Source organism: Pseudomonas sp. CF161 (genome assembly GCF_000416215.1).
GTDB lineage: Bacteria > Pseudomonadota > Gammaproteobacteria > Pseudomonadales > Pseudomonadaceae > Aquipseudomonas.
In genome coordinates, this window is record NZ_ATLP01000060.1 from 46,029 (window position 1) to 65,657 (window position 19,629).

17 protein-coding genes are annotated in these 19,629 nt (G+C 60.2%); 8 read left to right on the forward strand and 9 right to left on the reverse strand.

What is annotated here, in order from left to right:
* Positions 1-71 precede the first annotated feature (71 nt).
* The gene (locus CF161_RS11365) at positions 72-1,073 is read left to right on the forward strand and encodes a glutathione S-transferase family protein (protein ID WP_020296721.1); all 1,002 of its coding nucleotides are present in this window, start codon (positions 72-74) and stop codon (positions 1,071-1,073) included.
* 66 nt (positions 1,074-1,139) lie between these two features.
* Here the strand turns inward: CF161_RS11365 and cysG are convergent, their stop codons facing one another.
* From cysG to ftsK, 6 genes are all read right to left on the reverse strand, one after another.
* Positions 1,140-2,534, reverse strand: coding sequence for a siroheme synthase CysG (gene cysG, locus CF161_RS11370; protein ID WP_020296722.1), 1,395 nt, complete (start codon positions 2,532-2,534; stop codon positions 1,140-1,142).
* Positions 2,535-3,815 carry a serine--tRNA ligase gene (serS, locus tag CF161_RS11375; protein WP_020296723.1) on the reverse strand — a complete coding sequence of 427 codons (1,281 nt, stop codon included), beginning with the start codon at positions 3,813-3,815 and terminating at the stop codon, positions 2,535-2,537.
* Positions 3,816-3,831: 16 nt separating this feature from the next.
* A complete protein-coding gene (gene crcB / locus CF161_RS11380; RefSeq protein ID WP_020296724.1) occupies positions 3,832-4,206 on the reverse strand; it encodes a fluoride efflux transporter CrcB in 375 nt (124 codons plus the stop codon).
* Positions 4,206-5,528 carry a replication-associated recombination protein A gene (locus tag CF161_RS11385; protein ID WP_020296725.1) on the reverse strand — a complete coding sequence of 441 codons (1,323 nt, stop codon included), beginning with the start codon at positions 5,526-5,528 and terminating at the stop codon, positions 4,206-4,208. Before CF161_RS11385 ends, crcB begins: the two co-directional genes overlap by 1 nt.
* A 35-nt stretch (positions 5,529-5,563) precedes the next feature.
* Positions 5,564-6,187: an outer membrane lipoprotein chaperone LolA gene (gene lolA, locus CF161_RS11390; protein WP_020296726.1), complete on the reverse strand. Its 624-nt coding sequence runs from the start codon at positions 6,185-6,187 to the stop codon at positions 5,564-5,566.
* A gap of 70 nt (positions 6,188-6,257) precedes the next feature.
* The gene (gene ftsK / locus CF161_RS11395) at positions 6,258-8,663 is read right to left on the reverse strand and encodes a DNA translocase FtsK (RefSeq protein WP_084471708.1); all 2,406 of its coding nucleotides are present in this window, start codon (positions 8,661-8,663) and stop codon (positions 6,258-6,260) included.
* Between the two features lie 295 nt (positions 8,664-8,958).
* On the opposite strand from ftsK, the gene trxB reads away from it, so the two are divergent.
* The 4 genes from trxB (at position 8,959) to infA (ending at position 11,745) form a co-directional block, all read left to right on the forward strand.
* Positions 8,959-9,909, forward strand: coding sequence for a thioredoxin-disulfide reductase (gene trxB, locus CF161_RS11400; RefSeq protein ID WP_020296728.1), 951 nt, complete (start codon positions 8,959-8,961; stop codon positions 9,907-9,909).
* 71 nt (positions 9,910-9,980) lie between these two features.
* Entirely contained in the window at positions 9,981-10,661 is a 681-nt protein-coding gene (aat, locus tag CF161_RS11405; RefSeq protein WP_020296729.1) for a leucyl/phenylalanyl-tRNA--protein transferase, read from the forward strand.
* Positions 10,662-10,718: 57 nt separating this feature from the next.
* Positions 10,719-11,426: an arginyltransferase gene (locus CF161_RS11410; RefSeq protein WP_020296730.1), complete on the forward strand. Its 708-nt coding sequence runs from the start codon at positions 10,719-10,721 to the stop codon at positions 11,424-11,426.
* A gap of 100 nt (positions 11,427-11,526) precedes the next feature.
* Complete coding sequence (gene infA / locus CF161_RS11415; protein ID WP_002553999.1) at positions 11,527-11,745, forward strand: translation initiation factor IF-1; 219 nt, start codon at positions 11,527-11,529, stop codon at positions 11,743-11,745.
* 165 nt (positions 11,746-11,910) lie between these two features.
* Here the strand turns inward: infA and clpA are convergent, their stop codons facing one another.
* Together clpA and clpS are read right to left on the reverse strand one after the other, a co-directional pair.
* The gene (gene clpA / locus CF161_RS11420; protein WP_020296731.1) at positions 11,911-14,181 is read right to left on the reverse strand and encodes an ATP-dependent Clp protease ATP-binding subunit ClpA; all 2,271 of its coding nucleotides are present in this window, start codon (positions 14,179-14,181) and stop codon (positions 11,911-11,913) included.
* A gap of 29 nt (positions 14,182-14,210) precedes the next feature.
* Positions 14,211-14,573 carry an ATP-dependent Clp protease adapter ClpS gene (gene clpS / locus CF161_RS11425; protein ID WP_020296732.1) on the reverse strand — a complete coding sequence of 121 codons (363 nt, stop codon included), beginning with the start codon at positions 14,571-14,573 and terminating at the stop codon, positions 14,211-14,213.
* 224 nt (positions 14,574-14,797) lie between these two features.
* Here clpS and cspD point away from each other — a divergent pair, with 224 nt between their 5' ends.
* The gene (gene cspD, locus CF161_RS11430; RefSeq protein WP_043229223.1) at positions 14,798-15,052 is read left to right on the forward strand and encodes a cold shock domain-containing protein CspD; all 255 of its coding nucleotides are present in this window, start codon (positions 14,798-14,800) and stop codon (positions 15,050-15,052) included.
* A gap of 80 nt (positions 15,053-15,132) precedes the next feature.
* Here the strand turns inward: cspD and icd are convergent, their stop codons facing one another.
* Entirely contained in the window at positions 15,133-16,389 is a 1,257-nt protein-coding gene (icd, locus tag CF161_RS11435) for an NADP-dependent isocitrate dehydrogenase (protein ID WP_020296734.1), read from the reverse strand.
* A 490-nt stretch (positions 16,390-16,879) separates the two neighbouring features.
* Between icd and CF161_RS11445 the strand changes: the two genes are divergently transcribed.
* Both CF161_RS11445 and CF161_RS11450 read left to right on the forward strand, forming a co-directional pair.
* Entirely contained in the window at positions 16,880-19,105 is a 2,226-nt protein-coding gene (locus CF161_RS11445) for an NADP-dependent isocitrate dehydrogenase (protein WP_020296736.1), read from the forward strand.
* Between the two features lie 73 nt (positions 19,106-19,178).
* On the forward strand, positions 19,179-19,625 hold the full coding sequence (locus tag CF161_RS11450; RefSeq protein ID WP_020296737.1) for an NUDIX hydrolase: 447 nt from the start codon (positions 19,179-19,181) through the stop codon (positions 19,623-19,625).
* The last annotated feature ends 4 nt before the right edge of the window (positions 19,626-19,629 follow it).

Here is a 19,629-nt window from a genome sequence, read left to right on the forward strand (position 1 = left end):
CGCTTTGCGCTTTTTGTTCGAACTCATCGGAATAGACTGCACTCCAACGCAAAACAGCCGAGGAGAATTCGATGGGCCTGCTGATTGAAGGGCGCTGGCACGACCAGTGGTACGAGAGCAGCAAAGACGGCGCCTTCCAGCGCGAACAGGCGCAACGCCGCAACTGGGTCACGGCCGACGGCGCGCCTGGCCCCAGCGGTGAAGGCGGCTTTGCGGCCGAGGCCGGGCGCTATCACCTCTATGTATCCCTGGCCTGCCCCTGGGCCCATCGCACCCTGATCCTGCGCAAGCTCAAAGGTCTGGAAAGCCTGATCGATGTCTCGGTCGTCAGTTGGCTGATGCTGGAAAACGGCTGGACCTTCGACCAGAGCCACGGCTCCAGTGGCGACGGGCTGGATCACCTGAGCTACATGCACCAGCGCTATACCGCTGAGGATCCCCACTACACCGGTCGGGTCACGGTGCCGGTGCTGTGGGACAAACAGCAGCAGCGCATTGTCAGCAACGAGTCGGCGGAGATCATCCGCATGTTCAACAGCGCCTTCGACGGCCTGACCGGCAACCGCCTAGACCTGTACCCCGAAGCCCTGCGCGCAGACATCGAGCAACTGAACGCGCGGATTTACCCGGCGGTGAACAACGGCGTGTACCGCGCCGGCTTCGCCACGTCGCAACCGGCCTATGAACAGGCCTTTGATGATGTATTTGCCGAGCTCGACTGGCTGGAGCAGCGCCTGGGCGAGCAGCGTTACCTCGCAGGCGAGTACCTGACCGAGGCCGATGTGCGCCTGTTCACCACCCTGATTCGCTTCGACGCGGTGTATTACAGCCACTTCAAATGCAACCTGCGACGCATTGCCGACTACCCGAACCTGTCGAACTGGCTCAGGGAAATGTACCAATGGCCGGGGATTGGCGAGACCGTGGACTTCACCCATATCAAGGGTCACTACTACGCCAGCCACCGCACCATCAATCCGACCGGCATCGTGCCCAAAGGGCCGGCGCAGGACTTCACCCGCAGCCATGATCGGCAGCGCTTGAGTGGGCGGGGGATCTTTCAGGGGAATTGACGCGGCAATGCGGGCTCATCGACCCGCCCACTCCAGGTCATGCCTCGGAGTGGGTGGGTGATGGGGTCAGACTTGAGACTGGGCGCCTTCGAACCAGGCCAGCTTTTCGCGAAGCTGGACCACTTCGCCGACGATGACCAGGGTCGGTGCATGCACTTCATGCTCCGCCACCAGCCGTGGCAGGTCGGCCAGGGTGCCAGTAAACACTCGCTGGTTGGACGTGGTGCCCTGCTGGATCAAGGCCGCTGGGGTATCGGCTGAGCGACCGTGCTTGATCAACTGCTCGCAGATGATCGGCAAACCCACCAGGCCCATGTAGAACACCAGGGTCTGGGCCGGGCCAACCAGGTCGCTCCAGGGCAGGTCCGAAGAACCATCCTTGAGGTGCCCGGTGACAAACCGCACCGACTGCGCGTAATCGCGGTGGGTCAGCGGAATCCCGGCGTACGCCGCGCAACCGCTGGCCGCCGTGATCCCCGGCACCACCTGGAACGGGATGCCATGGGCCGCCAGTTCCTCGATCTCCTCACCGCCACGCCCGAAAATAAACGGGTCGCCGCCCTTGAGCCGCAGCACACGCTTGCCTTGCTTGGCCAGGGTCACCAGTTGCTGGTTGATCTGCTCCTGAGGCACCGCATGGTCGGCGCGACGCTTGCCGACATACACCCGCTCGGCGTCACGCCGGCACAATTCGAGAATCGCCGGCGCCACCAGGCGGTCGTACAGCACCACATCGGCTTGCTGCATCAGGCGCAAGGCGCGGAAGGTCAGCAGGTCCGGATCACCCGGGCCGGCACCGACCAGATACACCTCACCCGGCGCATGGGGCGCGTCGCCTTCGATCTTGGCGATCAGCAGGCGTTCCGCTTCTGCCCCCTGCCCGGCCAGCTGGCGGTCGGCAATCGGCCCCTGGAAAACATCTTCCCAGAACGCCCGACGCTGCTGCACATCCGGAAACAGACCTTTGACCTGACTGCGAAAGCGCGCCGCCAAACCGGCCAACTGGCCGTAGGTCGAAGGAATCCAGGTTTCCAGCTTGGCCCGGATCAGCCGCGCCAGCACCGGCGCATCGCCACCGCTGGACACTGCAATCACCAGGGGCGAACGGTCGACGATCGCCGGGAAGATCACGCTGCACAGGGCCGGCGCGTCCACCACATTGACCGGCACGCAGCGCTTGTGCGCGTCGGCGGACACCTGGGCATTGAGCGGTTCATCGTCGGTGGCGGCAATGATCAGCACACAGCCGTCCAGGTCCGCTTCGATGTAACCGCGCACTACGCATTCGCCGCCGCTGGCAGTCACCAGTTCACGCAACTGCACTTCTATTTCAGGTGCAACAACCCGCAACAGCGCACCGGCATCGGCCAGCAGACGGGATTTGCGCAAGGCAATCTCCCCCCCACCGACGACCAACACACGACTGCCGCGCAGGTTATGGAACAGCGGCAGAAACTCCATTTAGCCGATGACCTCAAGGCCGCCCATGTAGGGTTTCAGCACGTCCGGCACACGGATCGAACCGTCGGCCTGCTGGTAGTTTTCCAGCACCGCCACCAGGGTCCGGCCCACTGCCAGGCCCGAGCCGTTGAGGGTGTGCACCAGTTCCGGCTTGCCGGTTTCCGGGTTGCGGAAACGCGCCTGCATGCGACGCGCCTGGAAATCGCCGCAGTTGGAGCACGACGAGATTTCGCGGTATTTGTCCTGGCTGGGGATCCACACTTCCAGGTCATAGGTCTTGACCGCACTGAAGCCCATGTCGCCGGTGCACAGTGCCAGGGTGCGGTAAGGCAGACCCAGCAATTGCAGGACTTTTTCGGCGTTGGCGGTCAGGCCTTCCAGCGCTTCCATCGAGGTCGAGGGCTCGACCACTTGCACCATCTCGACCTTGTCGAACTGGTGCTGGCGGATCATGCCGCGGGTGTCGCGCCCCGAAGCCCCGGCTTCGCTGCGGAAGCATGGCGTATGGGCCACGAACTTGATCGGCAGCAGCTTCGGATCGAGGATCTCGCCAGCCACGATGTTGGTCAGCGACACTTCGGCGGTCGGGATCAGGTACAGGTCGGCTTCGCCTTCGCGGCTGATCTTGAACAGGTCTTCCTCGAACTTCGGCAACTGGCCAGTGCCCTGCAGGGCCGGCGCTTGTACCAGATAAGGCGTGTAGGCCTCTTCGTAGCCGTGTTCGTTGATGTGCAGGTTGATCATGAACTGCGCCAGGGCGCGATGCAGGCGGGCGATCGGCCCACGCAGCAGGGCAAAGCGTGCGCCGGACAGCTTGGCGGCGGTTTCGAAATCCAGCCAGCCGAACTTCTCGCCCAGGGCAACGTGGTCCTTGACCTCGAAATCGAAGGCAGTCGGCGTGCCCCAGCGGCGCACTTCGACGTTGCCCTCTTCATCAGCGCCCACCGGCACCGACTCGTGAGGCAGGTTGGGAATATTGAGCAGGATCGCGTCCAGCTCGGTCTGAATCCCGTCCAGCTCGACCTTGCCGCTGGCCAATTCGCCGGCCATGCGCTCGACGTCCGCCATCAACGGCGCGATGTCTTCACCGCGCTGCTTGGCCTGGCCGATGGATTTGGAGCGTGCATTGCGTTCAGCCTGCAATTGTTCGGTGCGGGTCTGGACGGTCTTGCGCTGTTCTTCCAGCGCTTCGATGCGCGCTACATCCAAGGTAAAGCCACGGGATGCCAGGCGGTCCGCTACGTCCTGAAGGTTGCTACGTAACAGTTTGGAATCGAGCATGTCGGTCTCTCGTTTATCAAAGTTTGGTCAAGGACAGGCCAGCCCAGGTCGCGAGCAGCCCGCCGAATACGCTGATGGCCAGATAACCGAAGGCTATCGGTGCTTGCCCGCTTTCCAGCAAACGCAGCGTATCCAGGGAAAAGGATGAAAAGGTCGTCAGACCGCCTACAAAGCCGACGATCAGGCCGGCACGGATTTCGATCGGCACTTCCGGGCGCACCAGAAACAGCCCGTACAACACGCCGATGATCAGGCAGCCCAGCAGGTTGACCGCCAAGGTGGCCGCATAAAAATGCCGGGGCCAGTTGGCGCTGACCCAGGTGCCAGCCGCGAAACGCAGTAATGTACCAGCGATACCGGCGACGGACACCGCAAGAATCGTTCGAATCACTATTTTCTCCGCTGTTTTGGGCTGACGCGGTCAAGGGCTGCCAGGTGATTGAGCTTCTCGCCGATCTTCAGCTCCAGGCCGCGGGGCACCGGCTGGTAGAACGGTTGCGGTTCAAGCTCGTCGGGAAAATAGTCTTCGCCGGCGGCGTAGGCATCCGGCTCATCGTGGGCATAACGGTATTCGTCGCCGTACCCCAGTTGCTTCATCAACTTGGTCGGCGCATTGCGCAAATGCAGCGGTACTTCCAGCGAACCATGCTCGGCCGCGCTGCGCATGGCGGCCTTGAAGCCCATGTACACCGCGTTGCTTTTCGGCGCGCAGGCCAGATAGGTAATGGCCTGGGCCACCGCCAACTCGCCTTCGGGGCTGCCCAGGCGCTCCTGCACGTCCCAGGCGGCCAGGCACAGGCTGAGGGCGCGCGGGTCAGCGTTGCCGATGTCTTCGCTGGCCATGCGCACCACGCGCCGAGCCAGGTACAGCGGGTCGCAGCCGCCGTCGAGCATGCGCGCGAACCAGTACAGGGCACCGTCGGGGTTGGAACCACGCACCGACTTGTGCAGCGCGGAGATCTGGTCGTAAAACGCCTCGCCGCCCTTGTCGAAACGCCGACGGGTGTCGCCCAGCAGGCTTTGCAGCAGTTCGACGCCGATCTCGCTGTTGTCTTCCGCCAGGTCCGAGGCGTTCTCCAACAGGTTGAGCAGGCGCCGGCCATCGCCGTCGGCCGCCGACAGCAGCATCTGGAAACCTTCGTCGCTCAGGCTCAGCTGACGCTTGCCCAGGCCACGCTCTTCGCTCAGGGCGCGCTGCACCAGCTTGTTCAGGGCGGCTTCGTCCAGGCTTTTGAGCACGTAGACCCGGGCCCGGGAGAGCAAGGCGTTGTTCAATTCAAACGAAGGGTTTTCGGTGGTGGCACCGATGAAAATCAGCGTGCCATCTTCGACATAAGGCAGAAAGGCATCTTGTTGCGACTTGTTGAAACGGTGCACTTCGTCAACAAACAGGATGGTCCGGCGGCCGTATTGGCCGGCCTGTTGCTTGGCGATTTCCACCGCCTGGCGGATCTCCTTGACCCCGGCCAGCACCGCCGAGACCGTTTCGAAGTGCGCATCCGAGACTTCCGCCAGCAGCCGCGCCAGGGTGGTCTTACCCACCCCTGGCGGGCCCCAGAAAATCATCGAATGCAGGGCGCCCTGCTCCAGGGCTTCGCGCAGAGGCTTGCCCCGGGCCAACAGGTGTTCCTGACCGACGTACTCATCCAGGTTGGCCGCGCGCAAGCGGGCGGCCAGGGGCTGAGCGATCGGGGCACTACGAAACAGGTCCATGGCGTACCTTTGCAACCTCTTGTATGACTAGCCGCTTATTCCTGGATCACGTCGGCACCCTTGGGGATGTCGAACTTGAACTTGGAAGCCGGGATCGGCTCGTTGGCCTTGACGCCGGTGAACAGGATATTGGTGCGCTGGCCGACGCTGTCGATCAGTTGCATGTCATTGACCATGCCGTTGCGGAACGACAGGCGCAGGCTGTCGAACAGGGTGTCCTTGGTTTTCGGCTTGAGGGTGAAGTCGATCACCCCGCCAGCTTCCTTGGCGCTGATATCGAAGCTTTCGCTGATCTTCGACACATCACCGGACAGCAGCAGGGCCGGGGTCTGGGTCAGGCGCTGATCGAGCTTCTTGATGGTCACCTGCTCCAGGTCTGGGTCCCACAGCGAAACCTTCTTGCCGTCGGACACCATCAGTTGTTCCTGTGGCGCGTCGGTGTGCCAGTAAAACAGCCCCGGGCGTTGCAGCGACATTTCACCAGCGGTTTCCTGCAACTGGGTGCCACCGCCGTCCAGGGTCAGTTGGGAGAAGCGTGCAGTCAGGGTCTGGGATTTTTCCAACAGCTGGGTCAGACGGGCTACATCCTTGTCGTCAGCGTGAGCCGAGAGCGTGGTCAAAGCCAAAACCGGCAGCAACATCATGCGGATAAGACGCATGGGAGTCCTCTTAAAATTGCGTGGGATTATCGGCGGCATGCCATCACGCCGCGTCGATTCAATTCGATGCTCAGTCGCGCATCGGGCCCGGCGCCAATACTTCGCGCGAGCCATTGGTGTTCATCGCGGTGACCACACCGGCCATTTCCATGGACTCAATCATCCGCGCGGCGCGGTTGTAACCGATCTTGAGCTTGCGCTGCACCGCCGAAATCGAAGCCCGGCGGCTTTCCAGGACGAACTGCACCGCCTCGTCGTACAGCGCGTCGGTTTCAGCATCATCGCTGTCACCGCCACCGCCACCGTCAAAGCCGCTGCCCGCCTCTTCGACACCGTTGAGGATGTCGTCGTTGTATTCAGGCGCGCCACGCAGCTTCCAGGCTTCCACCACGCGGTGCACTTCATCGTCGGAGACAAATGCGCCGTGGACCCGGATCGGCAGGCTGGTCCCCGGCGGCATGTAGAGCATGTCACCGTGACCCAGCAGTTGTTCGGCACCGCCCTGGTCGATGATGGTCCGCGAGTCGATCTTGCTCGACACCTGGAACGCCATGCGGGTCGGGATGTTGGCCTTGATCAGGCCGGTGATCACGTCCACCGAAGGGCGCTGGGTGGCAAGGATCAGGTGGATACCGGCCGCACGGGCCTTCTGTGCGATCCGCGCGATCAGCTCTTCGACCTTCTTGCCGACGATCATCATCATGTCGGCGAATTCGTCGACCACCACCACGATGGTCGGCAGCTTGACCAGCAGCGGCGCCTCGTCGTGGATGCTCTCGCGGTTGTACAGCGGGTCGGTCAACGGTGTACCGGCGTCCTGGGCTTCCTTGACCTTGGCGTTGAAGCCCGACAGGTTTCGTACACCCATCTTCGCCATCAATTTGTAGCGCCGCTCCATCTCGGCCACGCTCCAGCGCAGAGCGTTGGCGGCGTCCTTCATGTCGGTCACTACCGGGCACAGCAGGTGCGGAATGCCTTCGTAGATCGACAGCTCAAGCATTTTCGGGTCGATCATGATCAGCTTGGCGTCTTCCGGGCCGGACTTGAACAGGATCGACAGAATCATCGCGTTCACCCCCACCGACTTACCGGAACCGGTGGTACCGGCCACCAGCAGGTGGGGCATTTTCGCCAGGTCGGTGATGACCGGACGGCCGCCGATGTCATGACCCAGGGCCAATGTCACCGGGGATTTGAAGTTGTCGTATTCCGGGGTCGACAGCACTTCGGAGAAGCGCACGATCTGCCGATCCTCGTTGGGAATCTCGATGCCCACGGTGGTTTTGCCGGGGATCACTTCGACCACCCGCACACTGGTCACCGCCAGGGAACGCGCCAAGTCCTTGGCCAGGTTGGCGATGCGGCTGACCTTGACCCCAGCTGCCGGCTGGATTTCGTAACGGGTAATGACCGGGCCCGGGTGAATCGAATCCACCGACACCTCGACCCCGAACTCCTTGAGTTTGATTTCCAGCAGGTGGCCAACCGCCGCCAGGGACTCGGGAGAATAGTTGAGCTGTTTCTTTTCTGCCGGGTCGAGGATGGAAATAGGTGGCAGAGTGCCTTCAACGGCGCTGTCGACGAACAGCGGCACCTGCTTCTCTTTCTGCACACGCTTGCTCGGTTCCGCCGCTTTCGGCGGAGCGGGAGCGATGACCGGCGGCACCTGTTTCTCGCGCTCGGACATGTGTTTACTCAGGGCCTGCTCGCGCTCGATCAGGCGTTCCTTGACCTTGGCCTGCTCGCGTTTGTCGGTGACGGTCGGGGCCACGACTTCGTCGACCCGGGCATCCACTTCACGCAACTGGGCCACCAGCTGCTTGCGCTCGGTACGAGCCGCCCACCAGCGATTGGCGGCGCCCTGGAACAATTCGAACAGGTCGAGGGTGATCTTGCCGGTGACGTCCATGACCTTGAACCACGACAGGTCGGTGAACACGGTGAGGCCAAACAGGAACAGCGCGATAAACATCAGGGTACTGCCCTGGATGTTCAGTGCGTTTTTTGCCAGGTCGCCCAGGCTTTCGCCCAGCGCCCCGCCCGCCCCGGCTGGCAAGCCGGTAGCCGCGTGAAAATGAATATGGGCCAAGGCGGCTCCGGACAACACCAGGAACACCAGGCCGATCAGGCGCCAGGAAAACAGCCAGCCGCTCCACTGCCAGGGTTCATGCCGTTGACGGAAGATCTGATAAGTCTTGATCGCCAATAACAGCGGGAAGATATAGGCGAAATAACCCAACACCATAAACAGGATGTCGGCGCTGTAAGAACCGGCAGGCCCACCGAAGTTCTGCACATCTTCGATCTTGCTGTTATGGCTCCAGCCCGGATCGTCCTTGCCATAGGTCAACAATGCCATCATCAAAAACAGGCATAAGGCACCAATGGCGATCAATGCACCTTCCTTGAGCCGGTAGTGCAATTGCTGACGCCAGAGCGGGACTACTGTTTTAGGTGTTGCGGTGGATTTCTTCAAAACGCGTCTTTTCCTGCGCCTACGGCGCGTCCAACTGATGATTGACTACAAAATACTGCTCGAACGAGCAGGTAAATAAAGTTGATTGGCCTGACTGGGGCTACTTTTAACACTCTGCCCCGGGATCCTGAAACAGTGCAATTCTGAATATCTTGATACATACCGGCATTGTACGGGTTTGCTCGCTTCATGCCACGCTGGTACATCCTCGGTGTAGCATAACCAACGGCACTTTACGCAGTATTCAATTTGAGCATGCATTGCCTTTTGTGACAAAGGCTTATGAGGTGTTTTTATGAACCAAGCGAAGCATTCACGCCTGATTATTCTGGGCTCCGGCCCTGCCGGTTACAGTGCTGCCGTGTATGCCGCCCGAGCCAACCTCAAACCGACTGTCATTACCGGCCTGCAGGCCGGAGGACAATTGACCACCACCACCGAAGTCGACAACTGGCCCGGCGATGTCGAAGGCCTGACCGGCCCGGTGCTGATGGAGCGCATGCAAAAACATGCCGAGCGCTTCGATACCGAGATCGTCTACGACCACATCCACACGGCCAAGTTGCAGCAGCGACCGTTTATCCTGATCGGCGACAGCGGCACCTACAGCTGCGATGCCCTGATCATTGCCACCGGCGCATCGGCCCAATACCTGGGGCTGCCGTCGGAAGAAGCCTTCGCCGGCAAGGGCGTATCGGCCTGCGCCACCTGCGACGGATTCTTCTACCGCAACCAGGTGGTCGCTGTAGTCGGCGGCGGCAATACCGCCGTGGAAGAAGCGCTGTACCTGTCGAACATCGCCAAGGAAGTGCACCTGGTGCATCGGCGCGACAAACTGCGCTCGGAGAAAATCCTGCAGGACAAATTGTTCGAGAAAGCCGCCAACGGCAATATCCGCCTGCACTGGAATCAGCACCTGGATGAAGTGCTGGGCGATGCCAGCGGCGTGACCGGTGCCCGCCTGCGGGACAGCCTGAGCGGCGCCACCCACGAGTTGGAACTGGCCGGAGTCTTTATCGCCATTGGCCACAAACCCAACACAGACCTCTTCCAGGGCCAACTGGAGATGCGTGACGGCTACCTGCTGGTCAAGGGCGGCAGTGAGGGCAATGCCACCGCCACCGGCGTCGAGGGAGTGTTCGCGGCCGGCGACGTTGCCGACCACGTCTACCGCCAGGCCATTACCTCCGCTGGCGCCGGCTGCATGGCGGCGCTGGACGCCGAGAAATTCCTCGACGACCACTAAGCGCTCGTCCTACGCTTGGAGCGGGCCTTCGCGGCCCGCCACCGCCCTCCCCTTCCGCAAGTTTGAATACCATGCTGACCTGGCTCCAACGCAACACCCTTGATTTCCCTCCCCTGGAAAAGGCCATGCGCGTCCCCAACGGCCTGCTCGCGGCGGGCGGTGACTTGTCCGCCGATCGGTTGGTCCAGGCCTACCGCCATGGCTGCTTTCCCTGGTTTTCCGAAGGCCAGCCCATTCTCTGGTGGTCGCCGGACCCGCGTACTGTGCTGTTTCCGCAGGAGCTGCATGTGTCCCGCAGTCTCAACAAGCTGCTGCGCCAGCAACGCTACCACGTCACCTTCGATCAGGACTTCGCCGCAGTGATCAGCGCCTGCGCCGCACCGCGCGACTATGCCGATGGCACCTGGATCACCGACGCCATGCAGCAGGCCTACCTGCAGTTGCATGCACGGGGCCACGCCCACTCGGTGGAAGTCTGGGACCAGGGCGAACTGGTTGGCGGGCTGTACGGTTTGGCGATGGGCCAGCTGTTTTTTGGTGAGTCGATGTTCAGCCGAGCCGACAATGCATCGAAATTCGGCTTTGCCACCCTGGTCAAACACCTGCATGAGTGGGGATTTGTGCTGATCGACTGCCAGATGCACACCAGCCACCTGCAAAGCCTGGGTGCGCGCGCCATCACCCGCAGTGACTTTGCCGGCTATCTGCGTCAGCACCTGGATCAACCCAGCCGCGCCACGTGGGTTTGCTGAGCGATTTTTGCACCTGTGGCTTACACTTAATTCAAAGCTTATTCCGAGGGTTGACTCATGACCGAGTTGGCGCGTTTGAAGTTCTATGCCACTCAACCCCACTCTTGCAGCTACCTGCCCGATGAACAGGCCACCACCCTGTTTCTCGATCCTAGCCAGCCAATGGATGTGCATGTCTACGCAGACCTGTCGGAAATGGGCTTTCGCCGCAGTGGCGACCATCTGTATCGCCCGCATTGCCAGAACTGCAACGCCTGCGTTCCCGCGCGCATTCCCGTCGCGCAGTTTTTGCCCAATCGCCAGCAGAAACGCATTCTCAAGCGCAACAGCGAACTGAGCGTGAAGGCGGTGAAGCCTGCATTCAGCGAAGAATATTTCGAGCTGTACCGCCGCTACATCGAACAGCGCCATGCCGATGGCGATATGTTCCCGCCCAGCCGCGACCAGTTCTCCACGTTCCTGGTGCGCGACCTGCCGTTCTCCCGCTTCTACGAATTCCGCCTCGAAGGTCGCCTGCTGGCCGTGGCCGTGACCGATTTGCTGCCTAATGGCTTGTCGGCGGTCTACACCTTTTACGAGCCGGACGAAGAGCGTCGCAGCCTGGGACGCTACGCGATCCTGTGGCAGATCAGCGAAGCCCTGCGCCTGGGGCTGGAAGCGGTCTACCTCGGCTACTGGATCAAAAACTGCAAAAAGATGAACTATAAGACCCAATATCGCCCTATCGAGCTGCTGATTAACCAGAGATGGGCGACCCTCAGTTAGAAGGTCTTGGCTTAAACCCCATTTTTCGGGCACAATGCACGCCGCTTTTGCCTGGCGCAGTTGCACCGGGCCATTCATTGGATACCGAGGGCTTTACTGCATGTCGAAAGAAGACAGCTTCGAAATGGAAGGCACTGTCGTCGACACCCTGCCCAACACCATGTTTCGTGTGGAGTTGGAAAATGGGCACGTCGTAACCGCGCATATCTCCGGCAAGATGCGCAAGAACTACATTCGTATTCTTACCGGTGACAAAGTGCGCGTCGAGCTGACGCCCTATGACTTGAGCAAAGGGCGCATCACTTACCGCGCTCGCTAAGCAAGTCAATACAAGACGCCCGGTTATGCCGGGCGTTTTTGTTCGCGTCGAGAAAACCTGACAGGCGCCGGACCGGCTTACCCCGCGCAGATCAATGCGCTGCGCACGCCCCAGATAGCACAAAGGCACCTTGCGGTGCCTTTGGCTGTTTTGCATCGATTGCGATCACGCCATTTCTGCGGTGGTCTCGAAGTCGAAGGTCAGCTCGCCGTCCTTGATGTCGATGTGAACCACACCGCCATGATCGGCCAACTCGCCAAACAGGATCTCCTCTGCCAGCGGACGCTTGATCTTGTCCTGGATCAAGCGCGCCATTGGCCGCGCGCCCATGGTCACGTCGTAACCACCCGCCGCCAGCCAGCTGCGAGCAGCATCGGTTACTTCCAACTGCACGCGCTTGTCTTCCAACTGCGCCTGAAGCTCGGTAAGGAACTTGTCCACCACGCTTTTGATGACCTCATGACTGAGGCGACCAAACTGGATAATGGTGTCCAGGCGGTTGCGGAATTCCGGCGTGAAGCTCTTCTTGATCACTTCCATGGCATCGGAAGAGTGATCCTGATGAGTGAAGCCGATCGAGGCCCGCGCGGCCGTTTCGGCACCGGCGTTGGTGGTCATGATCACGATCACGTTACGGAAGTCAGCCTTGCGCCCGTTGTTATCGGTCAGGGTGCCGTGGTCCATCACCTGCAACAGCAGGTTGAAGACTTCCGGATGCGCCTTCTCGATCTCATCGAGCAGCAATACGCAATGCGGCTGCTTGGTAATCGCTTCGGTCAGCAAGCCGCCCTGGTCGAAACCGACATAGCCGGGAGGTGCACCGATCAAACGCGATACGGTGTGGCGCTCCATGTACTCGGACATGTCGAAACGGACCAGCTCGATCCCCAGCGCCTTGGCCAACTGCCGCGCCGCCTCGGTCTTGCCCACCCCGGTAGGACCGGCGAACAGGAAGGAACCGACCGGCTTGTCCGGCGACTTGAGGCCCGCACGGGACAGCTTGATGGCGGTAGACAGCGAGTCGATTGCAGCATCCTGACCGAAGACCGTCAGTTTCAGGTCGCGCTCAAGATTGCGTAACAGCTCCTTGTCGGAACTGGTGACGTGCTTTGGAGGAATACGCGCAATTTTCGCGACGATATCTTCCACCTGCGGCACTTCAATACGTTTGACGCGCTTTTCGACCGGTTGCAGGCGTTGATAGGCACCCGCCTCGTCGATCACATCAATGGCTTTGTCCGGCATGTGCCGATCATTGATATAGCGCGACGCCAACTCCGCGGCAGCGCGCAGCGCTTCATCGCTGTACTCGATGCCGTGGTGCTGCTCGAAGCGTCCTTTAAGGCCACGCAGGATACCGATGGTGTCTTCAACCGAAGGTTCGGACACATCGACTTTCTGGAAGCGCCGCGCCAAGGCACGGTCTTTCTCGAAGATCCCACGGAACTCCTGGAAGGTGGTCGAGCCAATGCAACGAATGTCACCCGAGGACAGCAGCGGTTTCAGCAAATTGGAGGCATCCATCACGCCGCCAGATGCCGCACCCGCACCAATAATGGTGTGGATTTCGTCGATAAACAGGATCGCTTGTGGGCGTTTTTTCAACTCGCCAAGCAACGCCTTGAAGCGTTTCTCGAAGTCGCCACGGTACTTGGTCCCGGCCAGCAAAGCGCCCAGGTCCAGGGAATAAACCACGCTATTGGCCAACAGATCAGGCACCTGATTGTCGACGATACGCTTGGCCAGGCCCTCGGCGATGGCTGTCTTGCCGACACCCGCCTCACCCACCAGCAACGGGTTGTTCTTGCGACGACGCGCAAGGATCTGCGCCACCCGCTCAACCTCAAGCTCACGCCCCACCAACGGATCGATCCGACCCTGGCGTGCGAGTTCATTGAGATTACTGGCATAGGCATCCAGAGGATTGCCCGAAGAAGAAGACTCACCACCCTCTTCGTCCTGCATATCTTGCTCACCTTCAGAGTGATCGCCATGCCCCGGCACCTTGGAGATGCCATGGGCGATGTAGTTGACGACATCGATGCGGGCAACGCTCTGCTGTTTCAGCAGGAACACGGCCTGACTCTCTTGCTCACTGAAGATTGCGACCAGCACATTGGCGCCGGTCACTTCCCGCTTGCCCGAGCTCTGTACGTGGAAGACAGCGCGCTGCAATACCCGCTGAAAGCCCAGGGTTGGCTGGGTTTCACGATCCTCGTCATGCACGGGGATCAAGGGCGTGGTGGAGTCGATGAACTCCTGCAGATCATGCTTGAGTTTGTCGAGGTTAGCTCCGCAGGCACGTAAAACAGTGGCGGCGGCCTCATTATCTAAAAGAGCCAACAAAAGGTGCTCAACCGTCATGAACTCATGACGCTTCGAGCGGGCCTCCTTGAAGGCGAGATTGAGGGTGACTTCGAGCTCGCGGTTTAACATAGCTTCACCTCATACCCAAGTGGTCGGCGTTAACCGTCCTTCTCGATTTCACAGAGTAGCGGATGCTGGCTTTCCCTGGCGTACTGGTTGACCTGCATGGCCTTGGTCTCGGCGATGTCGCGGGTAAACACTCCACATACTGCCCGTCCTTCTGTGTGAACGGCCAGCATTACCTTGGTCGCCAGCTCGCGATTCAGGTTAAAAAACACCTCGAGCACTTCGACGACGAAATCCATCGGTGTGTAGTCATCATTGAACAAAACCACCTTGTACATGGGCGGCGCCTGCAATGCAGGCTTAGCTTCCTGTACAGCCAAGCCAGCGGAATCGTCGTCGTGTAGATCCGGGCGATCCTGATTGAATGTTAGTCGAATCTGGCTGAATGCATGCATGGAAAGAAAGGTTCGTTAGTTGTGCAAATACAGTGGTGGGGGCACCTCAGGACGATTTCAACTCCGACCGCCGGGTCACCTTGACTATCGGCAAAACGGTGTTACAACCAATAGAGCCCACATTGGGTAAAAAAGGTCCGCGCAGTCAACCTTATTTATCAGGTCCCAGTGCGGATGAACGGATGATACTCCAGTGATGGAGTCTGTTGCAGAGGGATATGAGTATGGCAAGCGGCAAGGTCAAGTGGTTCAACAATGCCAAGGGCTACGGTTTTATCAATGAGGAAGGCAAGAGCGACGACCTTTTTGCCCATTACTCGGCCATCGACATGGATGGCTATAAAACCCTGAAAGCCGGGCAGCCCGTGAGCTTCGAGATCATTCAAGGCCCCAAGGGCTTGCATGCCGTGAAGATTACCGAGCTCAAGCTGCCAGGCGAAACCAGCCATGAAATACAGCATGAAACAGCCTTGAGCTGAGACTCGCCAGCATCCGGACATAAAAAAACCGGCCGACTCAAGGGATTGAGTCGGCCGGTTTTGTTTTAGCCGTCAATCACTCACATGTGCGAGATCAGCGCATCACCGAACGCGGAAGACGACAGCAGCTTGGCGCCGTCCATCAGACGCTCGAAATCATAGGTCACGGTCTTGGCCGAGATGGCGCCGTTGGTGCCCTTGATGATCAAGTCGGCCGCTTCGGTCCAACCCAGGTGGCGCAGCATCATTTCTGCGGAAAGAATCAGCGAACCCGGGTTCACCTGGTCTTTACCAGCGTACTTCGGTGCGGTGCCGTGGGTAGCCTCGAACATGGCGATGGTGTCGGACAGGTTGGCGCCTGGCGCGATACCGATACCCCCCACTTCTGCCGCCAGGGCGTCGGACAGGTAGTCGCCGTTGAGGTTGAGGGTCGCGATCACATCGTATTCGGCCGGGCGCAGCAGGATCTGCTGGAGCATGGCGTCGGCGATGGCGTCCTTGACGATAACGTTCTTGCCGGTTTTAGGGTTCTTGAACTGCATCCACGGGCCGCCGTCGAGCAGGGTCGCGCCGAACTCTTCGGCCGCCACTTCGTAGGCCCATTCCTTGAAGGCACCTTCGGTGAACTTCATGATGTTGCCTTTGTGCACGATGGTCAGCGAGTCGCGGTCATTGTCGACCACATACTGCAGCGCCTTGCGCGCCAGGCGCTTGGTGCCCTGCAGGGAAACCGGCTTGACGCCGATGCCGCAGTTTTCGTCGAAACGGATCTTGGTGACGCCCATTTCTTCTTTAAGGAATTTGATGACCTTGGTCGCTTCCGGCGAACCGGCTTTCCACTCGATGCCGGCGTAAATGTCTTCCGAGTTCTCACGGAAGATGGTCATGTCGACGTCGCCTGGTTTTTTCACCGGGCTTGGCACACCTTCGAACCAGCGTACCGGGCGCAGGCAGACATAAAGGTCGAGTTGCTGGCGCAGAGCTACGTTCAGGGAACGGATACCCCCACCAACCGGCGTGGTCAGCGGGCCCTTGATGGACACCACGTAATCCTTGACTGCGTCCAGGGTTTCCTGAGGGAGCCAGGTGTCCTGGTCGTACACTTGAGTAGCCTTCTCGCCGGCATAAACCTCCATCCAGGAAATTTTGCGCTCGCCGCCGTAAGCCTTCTTAACAGCAGCATCTACAACCTTGATCATGACCGGGCTGATATCAACGCCAATACCATCACCTTCAATAAAAGGGATGATCGGGTTGTTAGGAACATTGAGAGAATGGTCTGCGTTGACGGTGATTTTGTCGCCGACTGCTGGAACCTGAATCTTCTTGTATCCCATGCTGAACTCCGTTGTGTGGATTGAACATCTGGCTGCGTTCGAGCGTACCCCAGTTGAATCTGCACGGAAACCTCAGCTTCCCGTCATCTGCCGGGAAGTTGCACAGTTCGCCGCGTACAAGCCTGAAATCAAAGGGAAAAGCGCCAAACTTGAGCACATCGGTCAACTCTACGCCCCCACCGCGCCTGCGACCTTTAGACCAATGGACGAGCAGCGCCCTCTATGAACCATCGGCGTTTTGCCAGCTACCTATGTATAATGCCGCCGCTGACCACAGAGTCACGACGGCTGACCTCTCTAAGACGAGGCTTTCCGCCCGAAAAGCCGAGCTGTTACCGCAGCTCACCCGCTTGACGCTCGACTGATGCACCCAACATCACCGCGAAGAAATCTCGACATTCGGCTCATGGACGACTTTGAACGAACGCGCTTACCCGGCGCACCTCGAGTTTCTGCGCACGCTTTAGCAAAGAAGAGAGTTAATCCGAATATGCCCACCCGTTCGAAGATCATCTATACCTTCACCGACGAAGCCCCTGCACTCGCCACCTACTCACTGCTGCCTATCGTAGAAGCCTTCACCGCTTCCGCTGATATTGCCGTGGAAACCCGCGACATCTCGCTGGCTGGCCGCATCCTCGCAAGCTTCCCCGAGCAACTGGGCGCCAAAGCCGTGCCGGACCACCTCGCCGAACTGGGCGACCTGGCCGTTACGCCGGAAGCCAACATCATCAAGCTGCCGAACATCAGCGCCTCGGCTCCACAGCTGCAAGCCGCGATCAAAGAGCTGCAGGACCAGGGTTACGCCCTGCCGGACTACCCGGAGACTGTCACCAGCGACGCCGACAAAGAAACCAAGGCCCGTTACGACAAGGTCAAGGGCAGCGCGGTAAACCCGGTGCTGCGTGAAGGCAACTCCGACCGTCGCGCTCCACTGTCGGTCAAGAACTACGCGCGCAAGCACCCGCACAAAATGGGCGCCTGGGCCAAAGATTCCAAATCCCACGTGGCTCACATGAGCAATGGCGACTTCTACGGCAGCGAAAAAGCCGCCCTGATCGAAGCCGCCGACAGCGTTAAAATCGAGCTGATCGCTCAAGACGGCACCCACACCGTCCTGAAAGAAAAAACCGCCGTGCAAGCCGGCGAGATCCTCGATTGCGCGGTCATGAGCAAAAAGGCCCTGCGCGCCTTTGTCGCCGCCGAAATCGAAGACGCCAAGAAACAAGGCGTGCTGCTGTCGGTGCACCTCAAAGCCACCATGATGAAAGTCTCCGACCCGATCATGTTTGGTCAGATCGTTGCCGAGTTCTACCAGGACGCCCTGGCCAAGCACGCTGACGTACTGAAAGAAATCGGCTTCAACCTGAACAACGGTATCGGCGACCTGTACGCCCGCATCAAGGCCCTGCCAGCCGAGCAGCAGGCGCAGATCGAAGCTGACATCCAGGCCGTCTACGCTGCACGCCCTTCCCTGGCGATGGTCAACTCCGACAAAGGCATCACCAACCTGCACGTGCCGAGCGACGTGATCGTTGACGCCTCGATGCCGGCCATGATCCGTGACTCCGGCAAAATGTGGGGCACCGACGGCCAACTGCACGACACCAAGGCACTGATCCCGGATCGCTGCTACGCCACCATCTACCAGGCGGTGATCGAAGACTGCAAGCAACACGGCGCCTTCGACCCAACCACCATGGGCAGCGTGCCGAACGTCGGCCTGATGGCGAAAAAAGCCGAAGAGTACGGCTCCCACGACAAGACATTCCAGATCAAGGCTGACGGCGTGGTTCGCGTCACCGACGGCAAGGGCAACCTGCTGCTGGAACAGAAAGTCGAAGCCGGCGATATCTTCCGCATGTGCCAGACCAAAGACGCGCCGATCCAGGACTGGGTCAAGCTGGCCGTCAACCGTGCTCGCGCCAGCGCCACTCCGGCCATCTTCTGGCTGGACCCAATGCGCGCCCACGACGGTGTGATGATCGAGAAAGTTCAGGCCTACCTGAAGGATCACGACACCACCGGTCTCGACATCCGCGTGATGTCGCCGGTAGAAGCCATGAGCTTCACCCTGGCCCGCACCCGTGAAGGCAAAGACACCATCTCGGTCACCGGCAACGTGCTGCGCGACTACCTGACTGACCTGTTCCCGATCATGGAACTGGGCACCAGCGCCAAGATGCTGTCGATCGTGCCGCTGATGAATGGCGGCGGCCTGTTCGAAACCGGCGCCGGCGGTTCGGCTCCGAAGCACGTGCAACAGCTGCTGGAAGAGAACTTCCTGCGTTGGGACTCCCTGGGTGAGTTCCTGGCTCTGGCCGCTTCCCTGGAGCACCTGGGCAACACCTACAACAACCCCAAGGCGCTGGTACTGGCCAAGACCCTGGACCAGGCCACCGGCCAGTTCCTGGACAACAACAAGTCGCCTTCGCGCAAAGTCGGCAACATCGACAACCGCGGCAGCCACTTCTACCTGGCGCTGTACTGGGCTCAAGCCCTGGCGGCCCAGACCGAAGACGCCGCACTGCAAGCGCAGTTCAGCACCCTGGCCAAGACCCTGACCGCGAACGAGGCGACCATCGTTGCCGAGCTCAATGCGGTCCAGGGCAAGCCAGTGGACATCGGCGGCTACTACAGCGCCAAGCCTGAGCTGGTGAGCAAGGCCATGCGCCCTAGCGCCACCCTCAACGCGGCCATCGCCGCGCTGGTGTAAGCAAGACCGAACCCACAAACCCCGGCCGCGCGCCGGGGTTTGTGCTTCTGGCACCTTTTCAGGAGCGCCTTTCATGGAATGGCAACCCCACATCACCGTCGCCACCATTGTCGAAGACAACGGCCGCTTCCTGTTCGTCGAGGAATATCAGGACGAACAGGCCGTACTCAACCAGCCCGCCGGGCACCTGGATCCCAACGAAAGCCTGTCCCAGGCCGCCGTGCGCGAAACCCTGGAAGAAACCGGCTGGGACGTGGAGCTGACCGGCGTCGTCGGCCTCTACCTCTATACCGCCCCCAGCAATGGCGTGACCTACCAGCGCGTGTGCTTCGCCGCCAAGCCGCTCAAACATCACCCGGACTATCAGCTGGATGACGGCATAATCGGCCCGCGCTGGCTGACCCGTGACGAACTGCTCGAACAACGCGCACACTGGCGCAGCGAGCTGATCATCCGTTGTGTCGATGATTACCTGGGCGGCCAACTGCACAGCCTTGAGCTGATTCGCCCGGCGCTTTAACCGC

Excerpts from the sequence above, each read along its gene's own strand:
- CF161_RS11385 (WP_020296725.1), bottom strand. The coding sequence starts at position 5,528 with ATGGACCTGTTTCGTAGTGCCCCGATCGCTCAGCCCCTGGCCGCCCGC.
- trxB (WP_020296728.1), top strand. The coding sequence starts at position 8,959 with ATGAACCAAGCGAAGCATTCACGCCTGATTATTCTGGGCTCCGGCCCT.
- cspD (WP_043229223.1), top strand. The coding sequence starts at position 14,798 with ATGGCAAGCGGCAAGGTCAAGTGGTTCAACAATGCCAAGGGCTACGGT.
- clpA (WP_020296731.1), bottom strand. The coding sequence starts at position 14,181 with ATGTTAAACCGCGAGCTCGAAGTCACCCTCAATCTCGCCTTCAAGGAG.
- infA (WP_002553999.1), top strand. The coding sequence starts at position 11,527 with ATGTCGAAAGAAGACAGCTTCGAAATGGAAGGCACTGTCGTCGACACC.
- CF161_RS11450 (WP_020296737.1), top strand. The coding sequence starts at position 19,179 with ATGGAATGGCAACCCCACATCACCGTCGCCACCATTGTCGAAGACAAC.
- icd (WP_020296734.1), bottom strand. The coding sequence starts at position 16,389 with ATGGGATACAAGAAGATTCAGGTTCCAGCAGTCGGCGACAAAATCACC.
- CF161_RS11365 (WP_020296721.1), top strand. The coding sequence starts at position 72 with ATGGGCCTGCTGATTGAAGGGCGCTGGCACGACCAGTGGTACGAGAGC.
- cysG (WP_020296722.1), bottom strand. The coding sequence starts at position 2,534 with ATGGAGTTTCTGCCGCTGTTCCATAACCTGCGCGGCAGTCGTGTGTTG.
- aat (WP_020296729.1), top strand. The coding sequence starts at position 9,981 with ATGCTGACCTGGCTCCAACGCAACACCCTTGATTTCCCTCCCCTGGAA.
- lolA (WP_020296726.1), bottom strand. The coding sequence starts at position 6,187 with ATGCGTCTTATCCGCATGATGTTGCTGCCGGTTTTGGCTTTGACCACG.
- serS (WP_020296723.1), bottom strand. The coding sequence starts at position 3,815 with ATGCTCGATTCCAAACTGTTACGTAGCAACCTTCAGGACGTAGCGGAC.
- CF161_RS11445 (WP_020296736.1), top strand. The coding sequence starts at position 16,880 with ATGCCCACCCGTTCGAAGATCATCTATACCTTCACCGACGAAGCCCCT.
- CF161_RS11410 (WP_020296730.1), top strand. The coding sequence starts at position 10,719 with ATGACCGAGTTGGCGCGTTTGAAGTTCTATGCCACTCAACCCCACTCT.
- clpS (WP_020296732.1), bottom strand. The coding sequence starts at position 14,573 with ATGCATGCATTCAGCCAGATTCGACTAACATTCAATCAGGATCGCCCG.